The organism is Rhodococcus sp. KB6 (assembly GCF_001445685.1).
Classification (GTDB): Bacteria; Actinomycetota; Actinomycetes; order Mycobacteriales; family Mycobacteriaceae; genus Rhodococcus_F; species Rhodococcus_F qingshengii.
In genome coordinates, this window is the sequence record NZ_LNAK01000043.1 from 594,253 (window position 1) to 616,129 (window position 21,877).

Below are 21,877 nucleotides of genomic sequence, written 5' to 3' on the forward strand. Positions count from 1 at the left end.
AGGCGACGCTGCGCGCGTGGTCGGAATCTCCGACGCGATTGCGTGAAGACGCGGCTGCGGAATCCGACCTCGCAAAGGCCGGGTACCGCGACCGTCTGCTCACCGAACTGGCGCAGAACGCTGCCGATGCAGCTGCACGCGAGGGCGTCCAGGGCTCTTTGTGGGTGGACGTGGACGGTCGGACGATGACGGTGGCGAACACGGGCCGTCCACTGGACGAATCCGGTGTACATGCGCTGACCGCGCTGCGCGCGTCGAACAAGGTCGACGCCGACGAAGGTGTGACGGGACGGTTCGGCGTCGGATTCTCGGCAGTTCTCTCGGTCAGTGACGAGGTGGAACTGCGCTCGTCGACGGGATCGATTCGATTCTCTGCCTCGCACACTCTGCGCGAGATCGAGTCTCGCGAACTCCCGGTGCCGGAAACCGGTGTCCCCGTACTTCGTTTGGTGTGGCCGTCTGGCGAATTGCCGAGCGATGGTGCTGATTCGGAAGTGGTGCTGACGCTTCGGCCGGACGTCGATGCCGCGGCGCTGCTTTCGCAGATGACACGTGAGGCAGTCGACCTGCTGCTCGAACTCCCGGCTCTCGGATCAATTCGTCTGGGTGAGAGAACTTTTCGGCGATCGGAACGGGTGCTGGATTCCGGCCTCGTCGAGATCGCGATCGGTGATCGCACGTGGTGGCAGTACACCGCGCCGAACGCGCGATGGTTGGTGCCGGTCCGCGACGGGGTCGTCGAGCCGGTCGCAGACGACGTCCTGCGGGCGCCGACGCGATCCGACGAGGAGCTGTCGATCCCCGCGATCATCATTGCCGACATTGCAATGCAACCCGATCGGCGACGCATCATGCCCGCTGCACCGATCGCTCCGCTTGCCGAGGGGTACGCGAAGTTCCTTGCTGCACTACCTCCTCGGCAGCGAACGGCACTCGTCCCGATCCCTGCCTTTGCCCGCAGCGAAACCGATTCGCTTCTGCGCGAAGCGCTTCTGAAGGAGCTGCAGGAAAACGAGTGGCTTCCGGTGGTCGGTGAACCCGACCGCGCGCCGCAGCGAGCATCCGTGGTGCCCGGGCTCGGTGATGACCTTGCCGAGTTGCTCACCGACATCATCGGCGGCCTGGTTGTCCCCGAGCTCTCCGGCCCCAAGCACGAGCGAGCACTCGCGGCAGTGTCGACGCACCGCATCGGGCTCGCGCGCATCGCGGAACTGCTCAGCGGTTCGGAACGTGAACCGAAGTGGTGGAATCGACTCTATTCGGCTCTCGAGCCCTTGGTGATCGACACTCTTGCGGTGGAAGAGCTTGGAACACTGCCGGTTCCGCTCTCCGACGGACGGACGGTGACCGGGCCGCGGACCGTCGTCGTCGGCGTCGAACTGGGTGAAGACGCGCCGTCGGTGCAGTGGACGAGGTTGGTTCATCCCGTCGCGGTTCACCCGTTGCTCTCTCGATTGGGAGCGCAGACCGCGAGTGCCACCGACCTGCTGTCCGATCCGGCGCTGCGCGCATTGATCGAAGATGCTGCGGACCAAGATGATTCGGTAGCGACGGAGTTGGCGCAGGTTGTACTCGGATTGGCGGCCCACGTGGCGCCAGGAGCGCTGCCGTCGTGGATCGGTGAAGTGCTGCTTCCTGATTCGGAAGGCGAATTGCGGTCCGCCGACCAACTTCTGCTTCCGGGAGCTCCCCTTGCAAGCGTCCTGGTCGAGGATTCTCCCTTCGGCATCGTCGACGCTGATTTTGTTCAGCGGGTGGGGGAGCAGGCGCTACGGGTAGTCGGTGTCGGGTGGGGTTTCACGGTGGTCCGTGAGGAATTGCCGTCCGGCCCCGATCACGATCTCGACGCCGAAGACGCATGGTGGGACACCCTCGACGAGGACCCCGAATACATCGAAGCCGTGCGCGATCTCGACCTCGTGGACGAAGACCGCTGGCCGCAGGCGTTGTCGCTGCTGGTCGAGTCGCCGGCGACGCGGGCGCTGCTCACCGACCGTCGTGGATACACGGCGTGGTGGTTGCGTTCGAATGCCGAACTCGGCGGTGAGGTGCTGGGCTTGCTGCGCGCTCCGGGCGATCGCACCTTCGAGGGCTTGCTCGATGCTGCCGAACACCCCGACGCCGGATTCTTCTCCGGATTGCTGGCATCGGATACCGTCGACGATCCGGAACTGGCTCAGCTGCTGCTCGATCGGCTTGCGGACCCACTACGGATGCCGGCCTCCGCCGTCGTCGCGCGGACGCACCGGCTACTGGGTGAGGCAGCGCAGCGACGGGTTCTCGACCTGGAGGAACTGCACCTGCCTCCGTTCGTGCGAGGCCTTTCCGGCGATCTGGTCGATCCCGGCGACGCCCTTGTTCTCGACCGACCGTGGCTGGGAGCGGCACTACCTGCACAACGAGTGGTGCTCGGCAGCTTCGAGACGGCCGACGCACTGGCAGATCTACTCGACGTCGCGACGGCGTCTGCATCCGTTCACGGACGAGTGAGCAGCACCGGCGTCGTCACGACGTGGGCGAACGAACCGCAGGCAGTTCTCGGCTTCGCAGCCCTCGGCCGTGAGGTACCCAGCGGCGAGGTAGTGATCCATCACGAACTGACGGTGGAACTGACGGGGGCGGTCGAGACGACGGTGATCGTGCCGTGGTGGGTGGACTCGGACGGCGTTCATCACGTGATGCGTACGTGGACTCTGCCGCAAGGAATGTGAGGGCAGATGTCTTTTGATCAGTGGGTACTCGACAGCGCAGTGAGTCAGCGGACGGCGTGGCTCGTGGACGTCGTCGACGTCATCACCGACAGCGGCGGAACCCTCGCGTCGTGGCTGATCGCGACGCTGCTCACGATCGTGCTTCTGGTTCGGAGACTGCGTACCGAAGCTCTGCTGATCGCCGGATCGATGTTGACCGGTCTGCTCGTGATGAGCGGATTGAAGCGCATCTTCACGCGAACCCGCCCACCCGTTCCGGAGAGATTGATCGAAATCGATTCGTATTCGTTCCCGTCGGGCCACGCGATGATGAGCGCGATACTCGCGACTTCGGTTGCCGCCGTGATCCTTCGTCTTGCCTTGCCGAGGCTCGCGAAGATGGCAATGCTCGCGAGCCTCGGCCTGTACACGATCGCCGTCGGATTCTCCCGCGTCTACCTGGCTGCCCATTGGATGACCGATGTACTGGCAGGTTGGGCGTTCGGGATGATGTGGGCCGGGGTGTGGATCTGGGGAACCGCGCAGATCAGATAGCGCCGGGCGCTGGTTACTTCGTGAGTTCGGCGAGTAGTTGGCTCGTGGCCCACGGCAAGCTCAGTGCCGAGCTTGCGGTCAAGGCCGCACCGACCTGCGGAGCCTGATCGTCGTTGACGTAGACGACGCGATTGTCCTTGACCACGTCGAGTTGCTGGAAGCCAGGGTTGTTTCGGACCGCCTGTGCGGCATCGGGATTGCCGATGACAACGAGACGGTCCACGTCGAGAAGATCCAGTCGTTCGGTGGAGATCGGCGCGTAGAACTCACCGTTCATCAAGGCCTCGACCGCGGGAGCAGGTTTGAATCCGAGACTGCCGAGAACCCGTCCGCGGGCGTCCTCGGAGGAGAAGGCGTAGAACTCCGGGGTCGCGTCGACGCTGATGATCACCGCGGTCTGGTCTGCAAATTCCGGGTGAGCGCTTCTGGCGTCGGCGAACTGCTTGTCGATATCGGCGACCAACTTCTCGCCGTCGGCTTCGCGACCCACTGCCTTCGCTGCGGTCTTCGTCGTGATCTGCCACGGAGTTGCGTAGTCGCCGTAGGCCGGATCCTTCGCGACGGTCGGGGCGATCGCGGAAAGTGTGCTGTACAGGTCTTTGTCGATGCTCGAGTAGAGCGCGAGGATCAGGTCGGGCTCGAGCGCAGCGATCTTTTCGACGCTGATCGTGGTTTCGGGATTGCTGCCGACGACGGTCGGTTCGGTTCCGCCCCAAGGGCCGGTGACCCATGGCCACGTGCGGTTGACGTCCGGTTCGCCCGGGTACTGGTTGACCATTCCGACGGGCTTGATGCCCAGAGCCAACAGAGCCTGCTCGTCGTTGTAACCGACGGTGACGATCCGTTGTGGTTCGGAATCGATCGTGGTGCTGCCGAAAGCGTGATCGATCGTGACGGGGAAGGCGCCACCACCGGAACTCGACGGACTACTTGCTGCGTCGTCGTTCGAACTGCAGGAGACGAGTGCTGTGCCGACCAAGGCGACCACAGCAACGGATGTCAGTCTCGTCCAACGTCCTCGGCTTTTCCAACGATTTCGGTGGGAGATCTTCACGGCTACGTGGTTCCTTTCAGCATTGACAAGCTAAGACCGACACTGGAGTGCAGGGTAGGCTTACCATACTGAAAGGGTGAATCGACCTGCTCAGTCGACCAGACCGGCGCCCTGTTGTGCGCCCTTGTCACCGCGCACAGCTGCGCGTCGTTGAATGGAGAACAGAGCGAAGCCGAGGAAGCCGACTCCGATACCCGCGTAACAGATCGGGAGTGCATCCGACCAACGATCGCCGCTCACCGCGACCACGATCGTGGCGATCACCCACAACGCGGTGCCGATGATCAGTGCCGGCGCGGGTGCGGACAATTTGCCGATCAGGCCTGTTGTGTTGCGAGTCTCCGTCACAAAATTAACGCTACCCGTACCCCGGTGGCCTACTCTCCCTAGTGCGACCGGCTTCATGTGCGCCGGCACACGGCGACCTACAGCGATGGGGAAAGAACAAACATGGCGGCACCCGGCAAGATCCTCGACACCTATTTCAAGATCAGCGAACGAGGGTCGACGATCTCGACCGAGATTCGCGGCGGTGTCGTCACCTTCGTGGCGATGGCCTACATCGTGGTCCTCAACCCCCTGATCCTCGGCAGTTTCTCGGCTGACGACGCTGCAGCGAAGACCGACGTTCTCGGCAACATCCTTCCGGTCAACCAGGTGGCTGCGGTCACCGCTCTGGTTGCGGGCCTGATGAGCATCGTCTTCGGTGTCGTTGCCAACTATCCGTTTGCCATCGCCGCGGGTCTCGGCATCAACAGCCTGCTCGCCGTCACAATCGCACCTCAGGTCACCTGGCCCGAGGCGATGGGCCTGGTGGTCATCGACGGTGTGATCATCGTTCTGTTGGCACTCACCGGTTTCCGAACTGCGGTGTTCAATGCGATTCCCTCGGCATTGAAGTCCGCGATCGCGGCCGGTATCGGCATGTTCATCGCCTTCATCGGACTGGTCGACGCCGGATTCGTCCGCCGTATCCCCGATGCCGCCGGTACGACGGTTCCCGTCGGACTCGGAATCAACGGCTCGATCGCTTCGTGGCCGACCGTGGTGTTCATCTTCGGTGTGCTGCTCATGGGTGTTCTGGTAGTGCGCAAGGTTCGTGGTGGACTGCTGATCGGCATAGTCGTCACGACGATCCTCGCCGCGATCATCGAGGCAGTTGCCGACGTCGGACCCTCGCTCGGAACCAACCCCAAGGGCTGGAACCTCAGCATCCCCGCGATCCCGGAGATGCTCGGTGGTATGCCTGATCTGAGCCTGGTCGGCGACGTCAGCATCTTCGGCGCATTCACCCGCATCGGTGTTCTGGCCGCCAGCCTGCTTGTCTTCACCCTCGTGCTCGCGAATTTCTTCGACGCCATGGGCACGATGACGGGTCTCGGTAAGGAAGCCGGCCTGACCGACAAGGACGGAAACCTCCCCAACGTCGGTCGCGCGCTTGTCGTCGAAGGCGCGGGCGCGATCGTGGGCGGTGGCGCTTCGGCGTCGTCGAACACCGTGTTCGTGGAATCCGCGTCGGGTATCGCCGAAGGCGCCCGCACGGGCCTGGCAAACGTCGTGACCGGACTGCTCTTCCTCGTCGCGATGTTCCTGACGCCGCTCTACTCCGTCGTGCCGATCGAGGCAGCTGCGCCTGCCCTCGTCGTCGTCGGTGCGCTGATGATCGGGCAGGTCCGAGACATCGATTTCACCAAGTTCTCGGTTGCTCTCCCGGCGTTCCTGACCATGATCGTCATGCCGTTCACCTACTCGATCGCCAACGGCATCGGCGTCGGCTTCATTTCATGGGTGGTCCTGCACGCTGCCAGCGGTGGTATCAAGAAGATCCACCCGTTGCTCTGGATCGTGGCGGCACTTTTTGTGGCCTACTTCACTGTCGGACCCATTACCGACGCCCTTACGTGAAATCAGGGTTGACCGGTATTCGATTACGTGAGCTACCGGCCAGCTCTTGACGTATTGTCTGACGCGTGACCACCGAAACTCGTGCGCTGGCCAGCGATCTTTCCCTGGCTGTAGTGCGTCTCACCAGGCATCTGCGCGGCCGCAGAGTCGACGCTCAGGTATCGCTGACGCAACTGTCCGCCTTGGCGAGCCTGGATCAGTACGGCCCGATGACTCCTGGCGTACTCGCAGCACGTGAGAAAGTGCAGCCGCCGTCGATGACGCGCGTTGTTGCTTCTCTCGCCGAGCTCGGTCTGGTCGAGCGCTCGCCGCATCCCACGGACGGTCGTCAGATCATCGTGAATCTGTCCGACGCCGGGCAGGCGTTGCTCGCGGACGAAACCCATGCGCGTGAGGCGTGGATGAACGAGCAGCTGGCCGGGCTGGGTGGCGAAGAACTCGCGACACTGCGCGGTGCCGTCGAGATCATCACCGAGATGGTCAACAAGACGGAGTAGCTCCGCTACCTAGAGGTCGTTGCCCAAACGAATTACTCGAGGGGCAAGATAGTGGGGTGCCCCGAGACCCCGATTCCGGCATGTTTGCCGCGCTCCACAACCGCAACTACCGCCTTTGGGCTTCCGGACAGATCGTTTCTCTGGTCGGCACGTGGATGCAACGCATCGCCCAGGACTGGCTGGTACTGACGCTCTCGGACGGCAACGCGCTGGCGGTGGGCATCGTCATGGCCTTGCAGTTCGGCCCGACGCTGTTCTTGTCGGTGTGGGGTGGGGTGCTGGCCGATCGGTACGACAAGCGTCGGATCCTGATCTTCACGCAGTGGGCGAGTGCGGTATGCGCACTCGTGTTGGGCCTGCTGGACGTCGGTGGGCTCGTCGCGTTGTGGCATGTCTTCCTGATTGCCTTTGCCCTCGGCTGTGTCTCGGCGCTCGACGCACCCGTGCGTCAATCGTTCACCATCGAAATGGTGGGCAAGGAACACCTGTCCAACGCCATCGCGCTCAACTCCATGACGTTCAACACGGCCCGCATCGTCGGTCCGGCCATCTCGGGTGTGCTGATCAACCTGATCGGAACAGGGTGGGTGTTCCTGCTCAACGTCGCGACATTCGGTGGGGTGCTCATCGCGCTCTACCTGATGAACAAGAAGGAGTTGATCCCGTCGGAACCGGCCCCGCGCACCAAGGGGCAGGTGCGCGACGGGTTCCGATATGTATGGGGCCGCAAGGACCTTCGCGTGATAATGGTGTCGGTCTTCATGGTCTCGACCTTCGGCCTGAACTTCGCGATCAGCCTGGCGGTGATGGCGCGCAACACGTTCGGCCTCGAGGCCGACGGTTACGGATTGCTGTCCACGACGCTCGCCGTGGGCACCCTTGCCGGCGCTGCGTACGCCGCAAGACGGAAGGAAGCGCCGCGGTTGCGGACGTTCCTCGGTGCCGCCGTGGCTTTCGGTGTGTTCGAGGTCGCGGTGGGATTGATGCCCACCTACGCGTTGGTGGCGCTGATGTTGATCCCCACGGGCGCACTGACGTTGACGTTCACGACGTCCGCGATGAACATCCTGCAGATGTCGGTGCCTTCCGAGATGCGCGGGCGGGTGATGGGTATCTACATGCTCAGTTTCCTCGGTGGCACACCGCTGGGAAGCCCGTTGCTGGGTTGGCTCGCCGACTCCGTGGACCCACGTGCGCCCTTGATCGTGGGCGGAGTGATCTCGCTCGTCTCGGGCACTGTGGCCGGGGTGTACCTGCTACGCAGCGAAGGGCTGAAACTTCGTCTTGCGCGACCCGAAGACGGGGGCAGGCTACCGGTTTTCGTCCTGCGTCCGGTGATCGTATGCGACGCGACCGAACAGGCAGTCGAGGCTAGCCGCGCGCCGTGACCTTCTCACGCTTGGGAAACACCGTGTAGCTCAGGGCGATTGCTCCCCAGATTGCGAGTACCACTGTCAGCTTGCTGATCCATCCGTCGAGGGCTCCAGTACGGGTGGGGTCGTCGACGAGGAAGATGGCCGCGCCGAGAAGTCCGCACGCGACGGCCCAGGCGATCGCGGCTTTGCCGAACTCGCGCCATTCGCGCAGTGCTCGCGCACTCCCGTACTTGGGTGGTGCGACGGGAGCCGGGCCGCCGGCGAATCGGTAGGCGAACCTGGCGTCGGCCCAGGAGATGAGGCTGTGTCCGAACGCGACGGAGAATCCGATGTAGGCCGCGGCAAGCCCATGGGTGAAGTTCGCCTCGCCACCGCCACGAAGATCGAGGGCTGTGGCGACGAGCAGCACGACATCCACCAGGGGCGCGCAGATGAGCAGTGCGGCGCCCAGCGTTTTGCGGCGCAGTAGATAGCGGGCCGCGAGACCTGCGGCGATGAACACCCAGAACATGATTTCGCACGCGATGATCAAGTGGACGATCATGACATCAGCTCATTTCTAGTACGACTGTGTTAGTGATTGAAAACTAGCACAGCTGTGTTAGTTTTGTGAAGTGGTGAAACGTAGCAGTCCGGATGAGCGGCGTGAAGAGATCGCCGAGGCCGTGTGGCGTGTGATCCGTCGAGACGGTGTGGCGAGCGCCAGCGTCCGGGCGGTCGCGGACGAGGCGAAGATGTCGACGGGGTCGCTACGGCACTTCTTCGCGACGCAGTCCGAACTCTTGCTGTTCGCGATGACGCTCGTGACCGTCCGGGTGGAGGAAAGGATTGCCGGCATCGACTTCGATCCCGACATCCGCCGCGCGATCCGTCAGTTCACCGATCAGTTCGTTCCCCTCGACCAAGATCGGCGTGAAGAAATGCAGGTTTGGGAGGCCTTTGCTGCTGCCGCCCAGACCGATTCGGCGTTGACGGCGGTGCGTGACGAGACAGACCGGACCTTGTTCGAGCACTTTCGTTCGTTCGTGGAAGCGGCGCATCGAGCGGGTTTTCTACGGCCGGGTGCCTCGGTCGACATCGAGGCGATGAGATTGCATGCGCTCGCCGACGGGCTCGCGTCGCACGGCGTCGACAATCCCGAGCGAACCAATCCAGAGGTGATCAGCCAGGTGCTCGACGCGCATTTTGTCACGCTGTTGCGTTAGGTCGGGAGTAGTGGTGGGGGCTCGCGGTGCGTACGGCACGATAGACCCGTGGTTCACGTCATCGACATCTCAGATCCCGCCGACCCCCGGCTGGATGACTTTCGCGATCTCAACTCTTCGGATCGGCGCCCCGACCTCCCGGAGGGCAAGGGACTGGTCATCGCCGAGGGAGTGTTCGTCACTCAGCGACTGCTGACTTCGCGGTTCGAGCCGATCAGTCTCCTCGGCGTCGAACGACGGCTCCTGGAGCTCGCTGACGATCTCGACGGTGTGGACGTGCCGTTCTACCGTACGAGCGCCGAAGTGATGGCCGAGGTCGTCGGATTTCACCTCAACCGCGGCGTCCTCGCTGCAGCAGCGCGCCCGGCACCGCTCGCGGTCTCGGACGTGTTGAAGGACGCGAAGACCGTCGTGGTTCTCGAAGGCGTCAACGATCACGAGAATCTCGGCTCGATGTTCCGCAACGCGGCGGGGCTCGGTGTCGATGCAGTTCTGTTCGGGAAGGGTTGTGCCGACCCGCTGTACCGGCGGTCGGTCCGTGTGTCGATGGGGCACGTGCTGCGAGTGCCCTTCGCGCATGTGGCAAAGTGGCCACACGACTTGGATGAGCTGCGTGGCAACGGTTTTCAGCTCATTTCCTTGACTCCGAATCCGGAAGCGGTCACTTTGGCCGAAGCGATGACCGGGGAGAAGGTAGCGCTACTGCTGGGCGCCGAGGGGCCAGGTTTGACCGAACATGCGATGCGGGCCACCGACATTCGTGCCAAGATACCGATGGCGCCCGGCACCGACTCGCTCAACGTCGCGACCGCAGCGGCGATGGCCTTCTACGAACGTGTCAGGACCGGCCGGTGACTCAGGACCGCACGCCCTGGTTCACCGGAATCGCGGTGTCGGTGTTCGCAGCCATGCTCTCGACCAGTGCCGTCGCGGCGTTCTGTGTCGCGCTGGGCAACGTGAACGTGCTCCTGGCGGTTGTCGTCAATGTCATTGCGGTAGGCGGACTTGCGCCGACCGTCTGGCGCTGGCGAGCCGTCCCCGTCTGGCGATGGGTGGTCTACGGCGCGGTAGCCGGCGTACCGCTCGGGTGGATCGCAGCGATAGCCGCGTGAACCTGTGAGGCTGCTCGGCGCTACTTGAAGCCGAAGTACCGAGCGAGGCGGCCGCGCGGCTTGGCCACCGGTGCGTCGTGGATCGGCGGCATGTTTTCGGGCATGGGTACCTCTGTCGGCGCCTGCTCGGGCATCGGCGCGGGGGCTGGGGGTGCAGGTTTGGGTGCCTCGCCGGGTCGGTGAATCTTGAAGCCCCACAGGAGAATCTGCGTTGTGTCGAGTTCGTGTTCTCGCGGCGCGCCGGTGTATCGAAATCCCAGCCACTCGAGGTTGGCGGACTCCGCGAACTGTTGCGGGTGGAACGGAAGTGACTGCGGATCAGGCAGGATCCCGGGCGGGTAACGCAGGGGATGGTTGCCGGCCCAGAATTCCAGTTCCCAGGTCTGCGGGATCCCCAGATTTTCGACGATGTCGATCGGGATGGCACTGAACGAGCGTCGTAGCTCGCCGTCCTCCCACAGTGCAAACGAACCCTGCGCGGTTTCGGGGACGGAGCTGATCAACAGCGTCGAGCCACCCTCTGCCGAAAGGTGCCAGGAATCAGGCAGTTTCGAGGGGACGAAGGTGCTGAGTTCGGAGCTGCAGACGACACTCACTCGACCGTACGCGCCGACGAAGACGTAGCCGGGGCTCACCGTCGCGGCCATCGACAGCGGCTGAGGCCCGAGCGACTCGAACTCCTTGTCCGGGTACAGCGACATGGCGATTTTCAGGGCCTCGGTCTGATCCGGCTGTGGGTACCTGCTCAATTCGGTGCGAGCGTCTGCGCCGCCCAGAAACCAGATCGTCGATACCCGTGCAGCCACCGGCAGCCCTCTCTCCTCAGCCTCGCTCGAAAGAAGAATACTTTCCTTCGGGTCAGCGACCGCTGCTGCGGACCCCGAGGAGTACGTCGTCCCACGAGGGAAGAGCAGGCCGTCCGCGCTTGTCCTTGGTCTGCGTCTGCTGCGGAGCGGTTTTCGGGGTCACATCCGGTGCGGGTTCGGGAACCTCTTCGGTGACGACGGTTTCCGGCTCGACAGCAATCGGTTCGGGCGCCACGATCCGTTCCGCCACCACCGTCCGCTCGGGGACTACTGTGCGCTCGGAAACTGCTGTCCGCTCGGAGACTGCTGTCCGCTCGGAAACTGCTGCGGGCTCGGGCTCGATCTCCGCCACCGGTTCGACGTCGAATCGGGACAGTTCGAGCTGCTGCGGCTCGTTCGAGACCACCGGTACCAGGCCGCGGAGTGGGCGACCGAAGTCAGGATCGATCAAGTCGAATGCCGCGTCGTCGAGTGCGACGATCGTTCCGCCGTGCGCGTCGGGCTGGTAGCGCCAGTGCGCGGCGTTGGTGGTGCGGCCGGCCTGCCACTGCAACTGCGCGACCCACTGATTGTCCTCGTCGCGCCAGGCATCCCAGGTGGCCTCGTCGATACTGTGGCCGCGGGCGCGGAATGCGTGGGTCACGATTTCGGAGAGGGTGGGAACTGTCGGACCGTTGTCGCGCACCGGGTGTCCGCCCTGCGCCATTTCCGCGGCGCGGGAGCGCTCGAGCAGAACGGGGTACGCAAAGCGCTCGACCTTGCTGATGGGGATCTTCGCTTCTTCGGCGACCTGCTCTACGGAAGCACCGGAACGAATGCGCGCCTGAATTTCGCGGGGACGGAGTTGGCTTTCCATTTCGATCTCAATCTGGCCGAGTCGAGCCACGTCTCCGCGGGAAGCTGCACGAAGTTTGTCATCGGCGGGAAGCCGGAATTTCTGGCCGGTTTCAGCATCTGCGCACACCACATGCGATCCATCGGGTTCAAGTCCGATCACTCGAAGCTCTCGCACATTGACCTCCTTATCGCGCCGGCTCGCGACTTTGCGCCGCGCTCAACTGTAATTCATTCGTGACCATGGACTCGGCAGGACACGCAGGGCGAGATGACCTCGGATCCGCCCACCGGTGTGGTAGCTCACAAGGCCTGGCGCAAACGACGCTCGGCCCCCGACGTCATGCCGGGGGCCGAGCGGTGAAGCAAATGTGAAAATCAGCCGAGCTGAGAAACGACCCAGTCGATGCTCTTGGTGAGAGCGGTGACGTCATCGGGGTCGATGGCCGGGAACATGCCGACGCGCAGCTGGTTGCGGCCGAGCTTGCGGTACGGCTCGGTATCGACGATTCCGTTGGCGCGCAGGATCTTTGCCACCTCGGCAGCGTCGACGTCGTCGTTGAAGTCGATGGTGCCGACAACCTGCGAGCGGTGTGCCGGATCAGCGACGAACGGCGTTGCGAACTCACTGGCCTCGGCCCAGTTGTACAGGCGCGAGGACGAATCCGCGGTGCGAGCGGCAGTCCAGTCGAGGCCGCCGTTGCTGTTCATCCACTCGATCTGGTTGGCGAAGAGCAAGAGGGTGCCCAGGGCCGGGGTGTTGTACGTCTGATCCTTGGAGCTGTTGTCCACGGCGATGGGCAGCGAGAGGAAGTCAGGCGTCCAGCGTCCCGAATCCTTGATCTCCGCGACGCGTTCGAGGGCGGCCGGGCTCATCAGCGCGATCCACAGTCCGCCGTCTGCAGCGAAGCACTTCTGCGGAGCGAAGTAGTAGACGTCGGAATCGGCGACATTGACCGGAAGTCCACCGGCGCCCGAGGTGGCGTCGATGGCGATCAGTGCGTTCTCCGAACCCGCGGGACGCGAGACGGGGATCGACACACCGGTGGAGGTCTCGTTGTGCGCCCAGCCGATGAGATCGACGGACGGGTCGGAGACCGGCACCGGTGCGCTGCCCGGATCGGCGGAAACGACGATCGGGTCACCGATGAACGGGTTGGCCTTGGCGACCGAAGCGAACTTGGAGCTGAATTCGCCGTTGGTCAGGTGCAGCGACTTCTCGCGGATGAGGCCGAATGCGGCCGCATCCCAGAACGCAGTGGTTCCGCCGTTGCCGAGGACGACCTCGTAGCCCTCGGGCAGTGAGAACAGATCGGCGAGGCCGGAACGAATGCTGGCCACAACGTTCTTGACCGGCTTCTGGCGATGGCTGGTGCCGAACACCGAAGCGCCCACCTCGACCAGGGACTGCAGCTGCTCGGGGCGAACCTTGGAAGGACCGCAGCCGAAGCGTCCGTCGGCGGGCTTGAGGTCGGCGGGGATGATCGGTGTGGAGGTCATCGCTTCTTTCTGTTCCTTCACTTGTGTTCTGTACTACCGTGATTGGCGAATTCGAGCGGGGTACTACGCGTGGCTGATCTGGTCCCAGCCCTCGACCGACTCCGGAGTACGGGGCGCCGGGCCGGTGTAGATGGCGGCCGGGCGTACCAGCTTACCGAGACGCTTCTGCTCGAGGATGTGTGCACACCAGCCGGCGGTGCGGCCACAGGTGAACATGGCGGGCATCATGTGCGCGGGAACCTCGGCGAAGTCGAGGATGACGGCGGCCCAGAACTCGACGTTGGTCTCGATCGCGCGATCGGGACGACGCTCACGCAGTTCTGCCAGTGCAGCCTGCTCGAGAGCTGCGGCAGCCTCGTAGCGGGGAGCGTTGAGGCGCTTCGCCGTGGCGCGGAGCACGCGTGCACGGGGATCTTCGGCGCGGTAGACGCGGTGTCCGAAGCCCATGAGCTTTTCCTTGCGGTCGAGGATTCCCTTGACCAGTGCGCGGGCGTCGCCGGTCTTCTCGGTCTCTTCGATCATCGGAAGAACTCGGGCCGGTGCGCCGCCGTGCAGCGGGCCGGACATCGCGCCGATGGCGCCGGAAAGCGAAGCCGCGACGTCGGCGCCCGTGGAGGCGATGACGCGGGCCGTGAAGGTGGAGGCGTTCATGCCGTGCTCGGCTGCCGAGACCCAGTACGCGTCGATTGCCTCGACGTGTGCCGGATCGGGCTCACCCTTCCAGCGAACCATGAAGCGTTCGGTGACGGTCTTGGCCTCGTCGATGCGGCTCTGCGGGACTGCAGGCTGGTAGATGCCGCGAGCGGACTGCGCGACGTACGACAGCGCCATGACGGATGCGCGGGCGAGCTGGTCGCGGGCGGTCTCGTCATCGATGTCGAGGAGCGGCTGGTAGCCCCAGATGGGAGCCAGCATCGCCAGTCCGGCCTGAACGTCGACACGGACGTCGCCGGTGTGAATGGGGAGGGGGAACGGCTCGGCCGGCGGGAGGCCGGGGCCGAAGCGGCCGTCGACGAGAAGGGCCCATACGTTGCCGAAGGTGACCCTCTGGCCGACCAGGTCTTCGATGTCGACTCCGCGGTAGCGCAGTGCGCCGCCGTCCTTGTCGGGTTCTGCGATATCGCTGGTGAAGGCGACGACGCCTTCGAGTCCGCTCACAAAATCGTCCGGTATTGCTGCGCTCGCTGCCATTCTCGTGGACTCTCCTCGTTCGAGTGCGCCAGGTCTACAGTCGCACTGCCTCAGCTTCAGTGACTGCGCCTCGGTGCTCGCAGGGATGAGCACGCACCGTGTTTTGTACTGCGCAATCGTCTCGTCCCGATTCGGCGCTGTCGCTGGTGCGGCTCGCGGTCCGGGTCGGGTCTAGCCACGGCAAACTTTAGCGCGTGCCGCGTAGCCGTTGGCCAGTGAGTACCCGGGAGTAGCGTTCTCGGCTGTGTCGAATGAACGTCAGGACCCGCAGGCGGTGGACAACGAACTCGCGGCCATGCGTGTGGGCTATCCGCAAGCAGGCAGCGAATCGGAGTCCGTCGAGGACCGCATGAGTGCGGAATTGGATACTTCGGTTGTCGAAACCGGTTGGCTGCCCCTCATGCGCCAATGGCTCGTGGACGCCGTCGAAGCTGACGCGCCGGAGCCCAACGCCATGACTCTGTCGACGGTGGACGACGGTGGCCGTCCGGCGTCGCGCACCGTGCTCTGCAAAGGGCTCAGCGAGGACGGCGTCCTCTTCTTCACCAACTACGGATCCGACAAGGCTCGTCACCTCGACGCCCACCCGTACGCGTCGGCGAACTTCACGTGGCTGACCCTTGCCAGGCAGGTGATCGTCCGCGGCACCACCGAGCGGGTGAGTGCTCAACTGACGCAGGAGTATTGGCGAACCAGGCCTCGAGGTTCACAGCTCGGCGCGTGGGCGTCGTCGCAGTCTCGTCCGATCGACTCGCGTGCCGATCTCGACGGGCAACTGCGTGAGGTCGCTGCTCGATTCGGCGTGGACGGTGAGATTCCGGTGCCACCGAACTGGGGCGGGATTCTGATTCGGCCCGAGTCCGTCGAGTTCTGGCAAGGACGCGCGAACCGCATGCACAATCGAGTTCGCACGAGCCTGGTCGACGGACAGTGGTCCGCCGTCCGTCTCCAGCCGTGAGCCGGCTACTCGCGGACACGACTCCGCTCGAGAATCGCGACTATCGACGGCTGTGGACGGCCGGCATCGTCACCGTCATCGGCGCTCAGCTCAGCGTGGTCGCCGTACCGCAACAGGTGTACGAGATCACCCGAAGCTCGGCCTACGTCGGTCTGACGGGAATCTTCGGTCTGGTCCCGCTGGTCGTTTTCGGTCTGTGGGGCGGCGCACTGGCCGACGTCATGGATCGACGACGGCTGTTGATGATCACCTCGATCGGACTCGGCGTCACGTCGGTGCTGTTCTGGATCCAGGCTGCCCTGAACGTGAACAACGTGTGGTTGGTGCTCGGATTGTTCTCGGTTCAACAGGCGTTCTTCGCGGTGAACCAGCCGACGCGAGCGGCGATCATCCCTCGGTTGATTCCGGGCAGGCAGTTACCGGCCGCGAACTCGCTGAACATGACTGTCGTGCAGTTCGGTGCGATAGCCGGCCCGCTACTGGCGGGTGTCCTCATACCGTCGGCCGGTCTGCAACTGCTGTACCTGCTCGACTCGATCTTTCTTCTCGCCACACTGTGGGCGGTATGGAAGCTCCCGGCGATTCCGCCGACCGGAACGTCTCGGCGAGCCGGATTGAGCGAGGTCCTCGGCGGTTTCACGTATCTCGCGACGCAGAAGGTTCTGCTCGCGTCGTTCGTGGTGGACATCATCGCGATGGTGTTCGGGATGTCGCGAGCACTGTTCCCGGAGATTGCCCACGAATCCTTCGGTGATCCCGCCAGCGGCGGTTTTGCGCTGGGACTGCTGTTCGCGGCGATGTCGGTGGGAGCCGTTCTGGGCGGAGTCTTCTCGGGTTGGTTGCCACGGGTTCAGTACCAGGGGCGAGCCGTTCTGGTCTGCATCGCGCTGTGGGGGCTGTCCATGGTCGGCTTCGGCGTTGCCGTGTACTTCGCGAGTCCCGGTTCCAGTGTGATTCTGCTCTGGGTGGCGGTCGCGTTCCTGGCATTCGGCGGAGCCGTCGACATGGTCTCGGCGGCTTTCCGCAGCACGATGCTCCAGCAAGTGGCAACCGACGACATGCGCGGACGACTGCAGGGCGTGTTCATCGTGGTCGTGGCAGGTGGTCCGCGTATCGGTGACGTGCTGCACGGCGGTGCAGCCTTCCTGTTCGGGACCGGTGTCGCGGCAGCGGGCGGCGGCTTCCTGGTGATTGTCGGTGTTGTCCTTTCTGCCCTCGCATTTCCGGCATTCGTTCGCTACAAGGTGGGACGCGCCGTCTGACGTCCTGGTTAACCGGTCGCTCGTGGTGGAAACTGGTACGTATGACTGCGCCGCACAGCACGGGTAGGGGAGGGTTCGAGATCCGTGGTGGAGGCTATCGAGCCGAGATCGCCGCGGCCGGTGCCGGGTTGCGGCTACTCGATCACGAAGGACCGAACGGTCAGCGCGCGCTGACCGAGACCTGGGCACTCGGATCGAAGCCACCGCTGTCGGCCGGATTGGTTCTCGCGCCGTGGCCCAACCGAATTCGCGACGGGCACTTCATGTTCGACGGGATCGAGCATCAACTCGAGATCACCGAACCTGCGCTGGGGAACGCGAGCCACGGGTTCGTCCGGCGTCGCAATTGGAGCCTCGTGGACCACACGTACGAGCGCGTCGAACTGTCGGTCGACGTGGGACTTCACAAGGGTTGGCCCTATCCGTTGCAGCTGACGGTCGCCTACGAGGTCGGTGCCGACGGACTGACCGTCACGCACACGGCCACGAACAAGGGTGCGACCTCGTCGCCGTTCGGGCTCGGAATGCACACCTTCATTCGCGCCGGCGACTTTCCGCTCGACGAATGTGCTCTGCATCTGGCAGCAGGCACACGGTTGCCGATCGATCCGGCGAGGATGCTGCCGAACGCGTATTCGCAGGCAGTCGCCGGTACGGACTACGACTTCCGGACACCGAGACTGCTTGCCGGGGTGCAGTTGGACACTCCGTACAGCGCATTGGACGTCGTCGACGGCAGTGGTCGCACGCAACACGAGCTGCTGGCTCCGGATGGAACGGGCACTGCCCTGTGGACCAACCGCGAGTTCCCGTGGATTCAGGCCTTCATCGCAGATCCCGCCAACGACAAGGGGTATCCTGATCGCGGCCGCGCATTGGCTTTGGAGCCGATGACCTGCCCGCCTGACGCCTTCAACTCGGGCATCGATCTCCTGGTGCTTCATCCGGGTCAGACCTGGACGGGTAGCTGGGGCATCAAGGCGCTGTGATCCGGCTCTCATACCGTGGGATCGTGTAACACCAGGTAGGCATCAGCCGATAACAATCGGTTTTCAGTACCCCGTGTCAGTGGTCCGGAAGGTCCGACGTTGCTCCCATTTGCGAATTGCAGCCGAGATTTGCAGATCAGTGTGGGTAAATGCGCGATTCCGTAGACTGGAGTACCGGTCACGCGAGTGGGAAAGCCCAGACTGGAACATGTTTCAGTTTCGGTGGGTATGTCGGGTTCGTGAGTACCCGAAAAATAGCCGTGGAGCGACCCTCCTTCGGCACGATCTCTCCCGTGCGACTAGTTTCTAGTTGATCGCATGTAGTTACTCGTTGGTTCGAGCTTGAGAGGGATCCTTCGTGCCCGCTGACAATGACACAAAGCCCACGCTTACTTACCCCGGTGGTGAGTACACGATGTCCATTGCCAGGGCAACAGAGGGCAATGACGGCATCGAGCTGGGAAAGCTGCTGGCCACAACGGGGTACACCACCCTTGACCCCGGTTTTGTGAACACTGCATCCACCAGTTCTGCAATCACCTACATCGACGGTGAGAAGGGAATCCTGCGTTACCGCGGATATCCCATCGAGCAGTTGGCAGGTAAGTCGACGTTCATCGAGGTCAGCTACCTGCTGATCTACGGCGAACTGCCGACCGACGCCCAGCTCGAGTCCTTCACGGACCGCATCCGTCGACACACCCTGCTTCACGAGGACCTCAAGCGGTTCTTCGACGGATTCCCGCGCAACGCTCACCCGATGCCGGTTCTCTCGTCCGCAGTGAACGCATTGTCGGCGTACTACCAGGATTCGCTCGATCCCGAGGATCCGGAGCAGGTGGAACTGTCCACCATCCGTCTTCTCGCGAAGCTGCCGACCATCGCTGCGTACGCGTACAAGAAGTCCGTCGGACAGCCGTTCCTGTACCCGGACAACTCGTTGAACCTGGTCGAGAACTTCATGCGTATGACGTTCGGCTTCCCCGCCGAGCCGTACCAGGGTGATCCCGAGGTCGCCAAGGCACTCGACATGCTGCTGATCCTGCACGCAGACCACGAGCAGAACTGCTCCACGTCGACCGTGCGTATGGTCGGCTCGTCGGACGCCAACCTGTTCACCTCCGTCTCGGCCGGCATCAACGCACTGTGGGGCCCGCTGCACGGCGGCGCCAACCAGGCAGTGCTCGAGATGCTCGACGAGATCAAGGCCAGCGGCAGCACCGCAGCCGAGTTCGTCCGCAAGGTCAAGAACAAGGAAGACGGCGTGAAGCTCATGGGCTTCGGGCACCGCGTCTACCGCAACTACGATCCGCGCGCTGCGCTGGTCCGCGAAACCGCGCACACCATCCTCGCCAAGCTCGGCGGCGACGACGAACTGCTCAACATCGCAATGCAACTCGAAGAGGCCGCCCTCACGGACGACTACTTCATCGAGCGCAAGCTCTACCCGAACGTCGACTTCTACACCGGCCTCATCTACCGCGCGATGGGCTTCCCGCCGCGCATGTTCACGGTGCTGTTCGCCATGGGCCGTCTGCCCGGCTGGATTGCGCACTGGCGTGAAATGCACGAGGATCCGGCTACGAAGATCGGCCGCCCGCGCCAGATCTACACCGGCTACACCGAGCGTGACTATCGGGACATCACCACCCGCTAGCCCCTGCCCCCCAATTTTCGCCTCAACGAGGAGGACCCATGAGTAGCAAGCCCGTAATCGAGTTCCAGGAAGGCCCCGCGCCGACCGATCTGGTCATCAAGGATCTGGTTGTCGGAGAAGGCGCCGAAGCCGTTCCCGGTGGCACCGTCGACGTTCACTACGTCGGTGTCGAGTTCGAGTCCGGCGAAGAGTTCGACTCTTCCTGGAGCCGTGGCGAGTCCATTCAGTTCCCGCTTCGTGGCCTGATCAAGGGCTGGCAGGACGGCATCCCGGGCATGAAGGTCGGCGGACGCCGTCAGCTCACCATTCCGCCGGAGCTGGCATACGGCCCCGCCGGTGCAGGGCACCAGCTTTCCGGCAAGACCTTGGTCTTCGTGATCGATCTGCTGGACGCCAAGTAATCCACTGTGCGCCTTTATTAACCCCCCGCGGTTAATAAAGGCGCACAGCACAAGCAGCCCCGCACCGTCAGGTGTGGGGCTTTCTTGTGTGGTCAGCTCGCGGTCTTTCGTCGGTAGAGCCAGTTGGACCACACGAATCCCACGGCGGCGATGCCCAGGCACCACGCGAGGGCGATGGCCGCGCTGTTCCCGATCGGCGTGCCCATCAGGAGTCCGCGCACAGTCTCGATGATCGGAGTCACCGGTTGGTGCCGGGCAAACCCCTGCAGCCAGGACGGCATGGTCTCAGCCGGTACGAAAGCAGTGCTGACGTAGGGCAGGAACATGATGGCGAAGGTGAATCCGCTTGCAGCCTCCGGGTTCTGGGCCAAGAGTCCCAAAGCTGTCGAGAGGTACGACATGGCAAAGACGAAGGCGACGATCACAGCGGCGACGCCGAGCCAGCGCAACGGATCGCTGGTCGGGCGAAATCCCATGATCAGCGCAACGACGACCACGATCGCCGTAGTCAGGACGTTGCGGACGACGCTGGCCAGTACATGACCGGTCAGGACCGACGACGGAGAGATCGCCAAGGTCCGGAAACGGTCGATGATCCCGTCCTTCATGTCGCTCGAGACGCTGACCGCGGTGGTCGAGGCGCCGAAACCGGCGCACAGAAGGATTATTCCGGGCACTACGTAGTCGATGTACTCGCTACCGGTGTTGATGGCGCCGCCGAAGACGTAGACGAACAGCAGCATGAGCATGACCGGAAGGGCTATCGCGGTGATCATCGAATCCGGACTGCGCAGAACGTGTTTGAGATTCCGGCGGAGCATCACCGCGGAATCGATTGCAATGGTGGAGGTCATCGAACGCTCGCAATCTCGGGTTGGCCTGATCCGGTGAGCGCGAAGAACACGTCGTCCAGATCCGGAGTGTGAACGGAGAACTTCTCGACGGTGATCGACGGATCGTCGATCGAGTCGAGGATCGCTTTGATCGACGGAACTGCCCCGTCGGAAGGGATGTGCAGGGTCAAGGTCTCGGCATTCGAATGCGCCTGCGGCAGTGATGCCGCGGCGAGTTCGAGTTGGGCCAGGTTCTCGAATTGCAGTGCGACGTGGCCGCCGGGAACAAGGCGTTTGAGTTCGTCCGGTGTTCCCTCGGCGACGATGCGGCCGCCGCTCAGCACGCCGACCGTATCGGCCAATTCGTCTGCCTCGTCGAGGTATTGGGTGGTGAGGAAGATGGTGACGCCTGACGCTGTGAGTCCTCGAACGATCGACCACATGTCGTGGCGGCTTCGCGGGTCCAGGCCGGTGGTGGGTTCGTCGAGAAAGACGACGTCCGGTCGGGCGACGAGGCTCATTGCGATGTCGAGTCGTCTGAGCATGCCGCCCGAGTAGTTGCCGGCGCGTTTGTCGCCGAAGTCCGTCAAAACGAACTGGTCGAGCAATTCCTCGGCACGGCGACGGGAGTTCTTCCGGCCCAGGTGATTCAGTTCGCCCAGTAGGGTGAGGTTCTCGAATCCGGTCAGCAAGGTGTCGACGGCTGCGTACTGCCCGGTCACGCTGATGCGTCGCCGAACATTCTGTGGATCTCCGGGCAGTGAATGCCCCGCGACCGTGACCTCACCTCCGTCGAAGGGGATGAGGGTGGTGAGAATTCTTACGGCCGTGGTCTTTCCGGCGCCGTTCGCGCCGAGGAGGGCGTACACCGATCCGGCCGGGACCGACAGGTCGAGTCCAGCCAGTACCTGTTGATCGCCGTAGCGCTTACGGAGTCCGCGGACCGAGATTGCGGGGATCGTTCCTGACATCGAGACCTCCAAGTAAGAACTGTGTATGTCATAAACTCGTGTTTATAGCGTACACAGTTCTAGGATGATGGCAAGAGTGAA

At 63.5% G+C, this 21,877-nt stretch carries 22 protein-coding genes; 13 read left to right on the top strand and 9 right to left on the bottom strand.

Annotated features, from left to right (window positions below):
- The first annotated feature begins 38 nt into the window (after positions 1–38).
- Positions 39–2,711, top strand: coding sequence for a molecular chaperone Hsp90 (locus ASU23_RS09915; RefSeq protein WP_058037817.1), 2,673 nt, complete (start codon positions 39–41; stop codon positions 2,709–2,711).
- A 6-nt stretch (positions 2,712–2,717) separates the two neighbouring features.
- Positions 2,718–3,245: a phosphatase PAP2 family protein gene (locus ASU23_RS09920; RefSeq protein ID WP_058037818.1), complete on the top strand. Its 528-nt coding sequence runs from the start codon at positions 2,718–2,720 to the stop codon at positions 3,243–3,245.
- 13 nt (positions 3,246–3,258) lie between these two features.
- Here the strand turns inward: ASU23_RS09920 and ASU23_RS09925 are convergent, their stop codons facing one another.
- Together ASU23_RS09925 and ASU23_RS09930 are read right to left on the bottom strand one after the other, a co-directional pair.
- Positions 3,259–4,299, bottom strand: coding sequence for an iron-siderophore ABC transporter substrate-binding protein (locus ASU23_RS09925; RefSeq protein WP_058037819.1), 1,041 nt, complete (start codon positions 4,297–4,299; stop codon positions 3,259–3,261).
- A 90-nt stretch (positions 4,300–4,389) separates the two neighbouring features.
- Complete coding sequence (locus tag ASU23_RS09930; protein WP_007733492.1) at positions 4,390–4,647, bottom strand: DUF2530 domain-containing protein; 258 nt, start codon at positions 4,645–4,647, stop codon at positions 4,390–4,392.
- A 102-nt stretch (positions 4,648–4,749) separates the two neighbouring features.
- Between ASU23_RS09930 and ASU23_RS09935 the strand changes: the two genes are divergently transcribed.
- The 3 genes from ASU23_RS09935 to ASU23_RS09945 all read left to right on the top strand — a co-directional run bounded on the left by ASU23_RS09935 (position 4,750) and on the right by ASU23_RS09945 (position 8,089).
- The gene (locus ASU23_RS09935; protein ID WP_003940242.1) at positions 4,750–6,204 is read left to right on the top strand and encodes an NCS2 family permease; all 1,455 of its coding nucleotides are present in this window, start codon (positions 4,750–4,752) and stop codon (positions 6,202–6,204) included.
- Positions 6,205–6,269: 65 nt separating this feature from the next.
- Complete coding sequence (locus ASU23_RS09940) at positions 6,270–6,701, top strand: MarR family winged helix-turn-helix transcriptional regulator (protein WP_003939901.1); 432 nt, start codon at positions 6,270–6,272, stop codon at positions 6,699–6,701.
- An 80-nt stretch (positions 6,702–6,781) separates the two neighbouring features.
- The gene (locus ASU23_RS09945) at positions 6,782–8,089 is read left to right on the top strand and encodes an MFS transporter (RefSeq protein ID WP_007733487.1); all 1,308 of its coding nucleotides are present in this window, start codon (positions 6,782–6,784) and stop codon (positions 8,087–8,089) included.
- Here ASU23_RS09945 and ASU23_RS09950 read toward each other — a convergent pair.
- Positions 8,073–8,621: a hypothetical protein gene (locus ASU23_RS09950; protein ID WP_003940103.1), complete on the bottom strand. Its 549-nt coding sequence runs from the start codon at positions 8,619–8,621 to the stop codon at positions 8,073–8,075. The genes ASU23_RS09945 and ASU23_RS09950 overlap by 17 nt on opposite strands.
- Before the next feature lie 70 nt (positions 8,622–8,691).
- On the opposite strand from ASU23_RS09950, the gene ASU23_RS09955 reads away from it, so the two are divergent.
- From ASU23_RS09955 to ASU23_RS09965, 3 genes are read left to right on the top strand one after another with little or no spacing between them, the layout of a single operon-like run.
- Positions 8,692–9,282, top strand: coding sequence for a TetR/AcrR family transcriptional regulator (locus ASU23_RS09955; RefSeq protein ID WP_037128521.1), 591 nt, complete (start codon positions 8,692–8,694; stop codon positions 9,280–9,282).
- A gap of 48 nt (positions 9,283–9,330) precedes the next feature.
- Positions 9,331–10,137, top strand: coding sequence for an RNA methyltransferase (locus tag ASU23_RS09960; protein ID WP_003939731.1), 807 nt, complete (start codon positions 9,331–9,333; stop codon positions 10,135–10,137).
- A complete protein-coding gene (locus ASU23_RS09965; RefSeq protein ID WP_030535366.1) occupies positions 10,134–10,394 on the top strand; it encodes a DUF2537 domain-containing protein in 261 nt (86 codons plus the stop codon). Before ASU23_RS09960 ends, ASU23_RS09965 begins: the two co-directional genes overlap by 4 nt.
- A gap of 20 nt (positions 10,395–10,414) precedes the next feature.
- Here ASU23_RS09965 and ASU23_RS09970 read toward each other — a convergent pair whose 3' ends face one another.
- From ASU23_RS09970 to ASU23_RS09985, 4 genes are all read right to left on the bottom strand, one after another.
- Entirely contained in the window at positions 10,415–11,200 is a 786-nt protein-coding gene (locus ASU23_RS09970) for a hypothetical protein (RefSeq protein ID WP_042451221.1), read from the bottom strand.
- A 52-nt stretch (positions 11,201–11,252) separates the two neighbouring features.
- Complete coding sequence (gene sepH, locus ASU23_RS09975; protein ID WP_058037820.1) at positions 11,253–12,212, bottom strand: septation protein SepH; 960 nt, start codon at positions 12,210–12,212, stop codon at positions 11,253–11,255.
- A 200-nt stretch (positions 12,213–12,412) separates the two neighbouring features.
- Positions 12,413–13,534 (bottom strand): phosphoserine transaminase, encoded by a 1,122-nt coding sequence (serC, locus tag ASU23_RS09980; RefSeq protein ID WP_058037912.1) that lies wholly within the window; start codon positions 13,532–13,534, stop codon positions 12,413–12,415.
- Positions 13,535–13,597: 63 nt separating this feature from the next.
- Positions 13,598–14,725, bottom strand: coding sequence for a citrate synthase 2 (locus ASU23_RS09985; protein ID WP_003940025.1), 1,128 nt, complete (start codon positions 14,723–14,725; stop codon positions 13,598–13,600).
- A 244-nt stretch (positions 14,726–14,969) separates the two neighbouring features.
- On the opposite strand from ASU23_RS09985, the gene pdxH reads away from it, so the two are divergent.
- The 5 genes from pdxH to ASU23_RS10010 all read left to right on the top strand — a co-directional run bounded on the left by pdxH (position 14,970) and on the right by ASU23_RS10010 (position 19,992).
- The gene (gene pdxH / locus ASU23_RS09990) at positions 14,970–15,683 is read left to right on the top strand and encodes a pyridoxamine 5'-phosphate oxidase (protein WP_042451217.1); all 714 of its coding nucleotides are present in this window, start codon (positions 14,970–14,972) and stop codon (positions 15,681–15,683) included.
- Positions 15,680–16,945 carry an MFS transporter gene (locus ASU23_RS09995; protein ID WP_021332219.1) on the top strand — a complete coding sequence of 422 codons (1,266 nt, stop codon included), beginning with the start codon at positions 15,680–15,682 and terminating at the stop codon, positions 16,943–16,945. Before pdxH ends, ASU23_RS09995 begins: the two co-directional genes overlap by 4 nt.
- A 41-nt stretch (positions 16,946–16,986) precedes the next feature.
- On the top strand, positions 16,987–17,934 hold the full coding sequence (locus tag ASU23_RS10000; protein WP_003939677.1) for an aldose 1-epimerase family protein: 948 nt from the start codon (positions 16,987–16,989) through the stop codon (positions 17,932–17,934).
- 358 nt (positions 17,935–18,292) lie between these two features.
- Positions 18,293–19,591, top strand: a complete 1,299-nt coding sequence (locus ASU23_RS10005; RefSeq protein WP_020908786.1) for a citrate synthase — start codon at positions 18,293–18,295, stop codon at positions 19,589–19,591.
- A gap of 38 nt (positions 19,592–19,629) precedes the next feature.
- On the top strand, positions 19,630–19,992 hold the full coding sequence (locus tag ASU23_RS10010; RefSeq protein ID WP_003940440.1) for an FKBP-type peptidyl-prolyl cis-trans isomerase: 363 nt from the start codon (positions 19,630–19,632) through the stop codon (positions 19,990–19,992).
- A gap of 92 nt (positions 19,993–20,084) precedes the next feature.
- Here the strand turns inward: ASU23_RS10010 and ASU23_RS10015 are convergent, their stop codons facing one another.
- On the bottom strand, positions 20,085–20,846 hold the full coding sequence (locus ASU23_RS10015) for an ABC transporter permease (protein WP_058037821.1): 762 nt from the start codon (positions 20,844–20,846) through the stop codon (positions 20,085–20,087).
- A complete protein-coding gene (locus ASU23_RS10020) occupies positions 20,843–21,796 on the bottom strand; it encodes an ATP-binding cassette domain-containing protein (RefSeq protein WP_058037822.1) in 954 nt (317 codons plus the stop codon). The genes ASU23_RS10015 and ASU23_RS10020 overlap by 4 nt, the downstream gene beginning before the upstream one ends.
- Positions 21,797–21,877: the final 81 nt, after the last annotated feature.

What these genes read in the sequence shown, in the direction of transcription:
- ASU23_RS09920 (WP_058037818.1), top strand. Translation starts at nt 2,718, where the DNA reads ATGTCTTTTGATCAGTGGGTACTCGACAGCGCAGTGAGTCAGCGGACG.
- ASU23_RS09935 (WP_003940242.1), top strand. Translation starts at nt 4,750, where the DNA reads ATGGCGGCACCCGGCAAGATCCTCGACACCTATTTCAAGATCAGCGAA.
- ASU23_RS09945 (WP_007733487.1), top strand. Translation starts at nt 6,782, where the DNA reads ATGTTTGCCGCGCTCCACAACCGCAACTACCGCCTTTGGGCTTCCGGA.
- ASU23_RS09950 (WP_003940103.1), bottom strand. Translation starts at nt 8,621, where the DNA reads ATGATCGTCCACTTGATCATCGCGTGCGAAATCATGTTCTGGGTGTTC.
- serC (WP_058037912.1), bottom strand. Translation starts at nt 13,534, where the DNA reads ATGACCTCCACACCGATCATCCCCGCCGACCTCAAGCCCGCCGACGGA.
- ASU23_RS09985 (WP_003940025.1), bottom strand. Translation starts at nt 14,725, where the DNA reads ATGGCAGCGAGCGCAGCAATACCGGACGATTTTGTGAGCGGACTCGAA.
- ASU23_RS10000 (WP_003939677.1), top strand. Translation starts at nt 16,987, where the DNA reads ATGACTGCGCCGCACAGCACGGGTAGGGGAGGGTTCGAGATCCGTGGT.
- ASU23_RS10010 (WP_003940440.1), top strand. Translation starts at nt 19,630, where the DNA reads ATGAGTAGCAAGCCCGTAATCGAGTTCCAGGAAGGCCCCGCGCCGACC.
- ASU23_RS10015 (WP_058037821.1), bottom strand. Translation starts at nt 20,846, where the DNA reads ATGACCTCCACCATTGCAATCGATTCCGCGGTGATGCTCCGCCGGAAT.
- ASU23_RS10020 (WP_058037822.1), bottom strand. Translation starts at nt 21,796, where the DNA reads ATGTCAGGAACGATCCCCGCAATCTCGGTCCGCGGACTCCGTAAGCGC.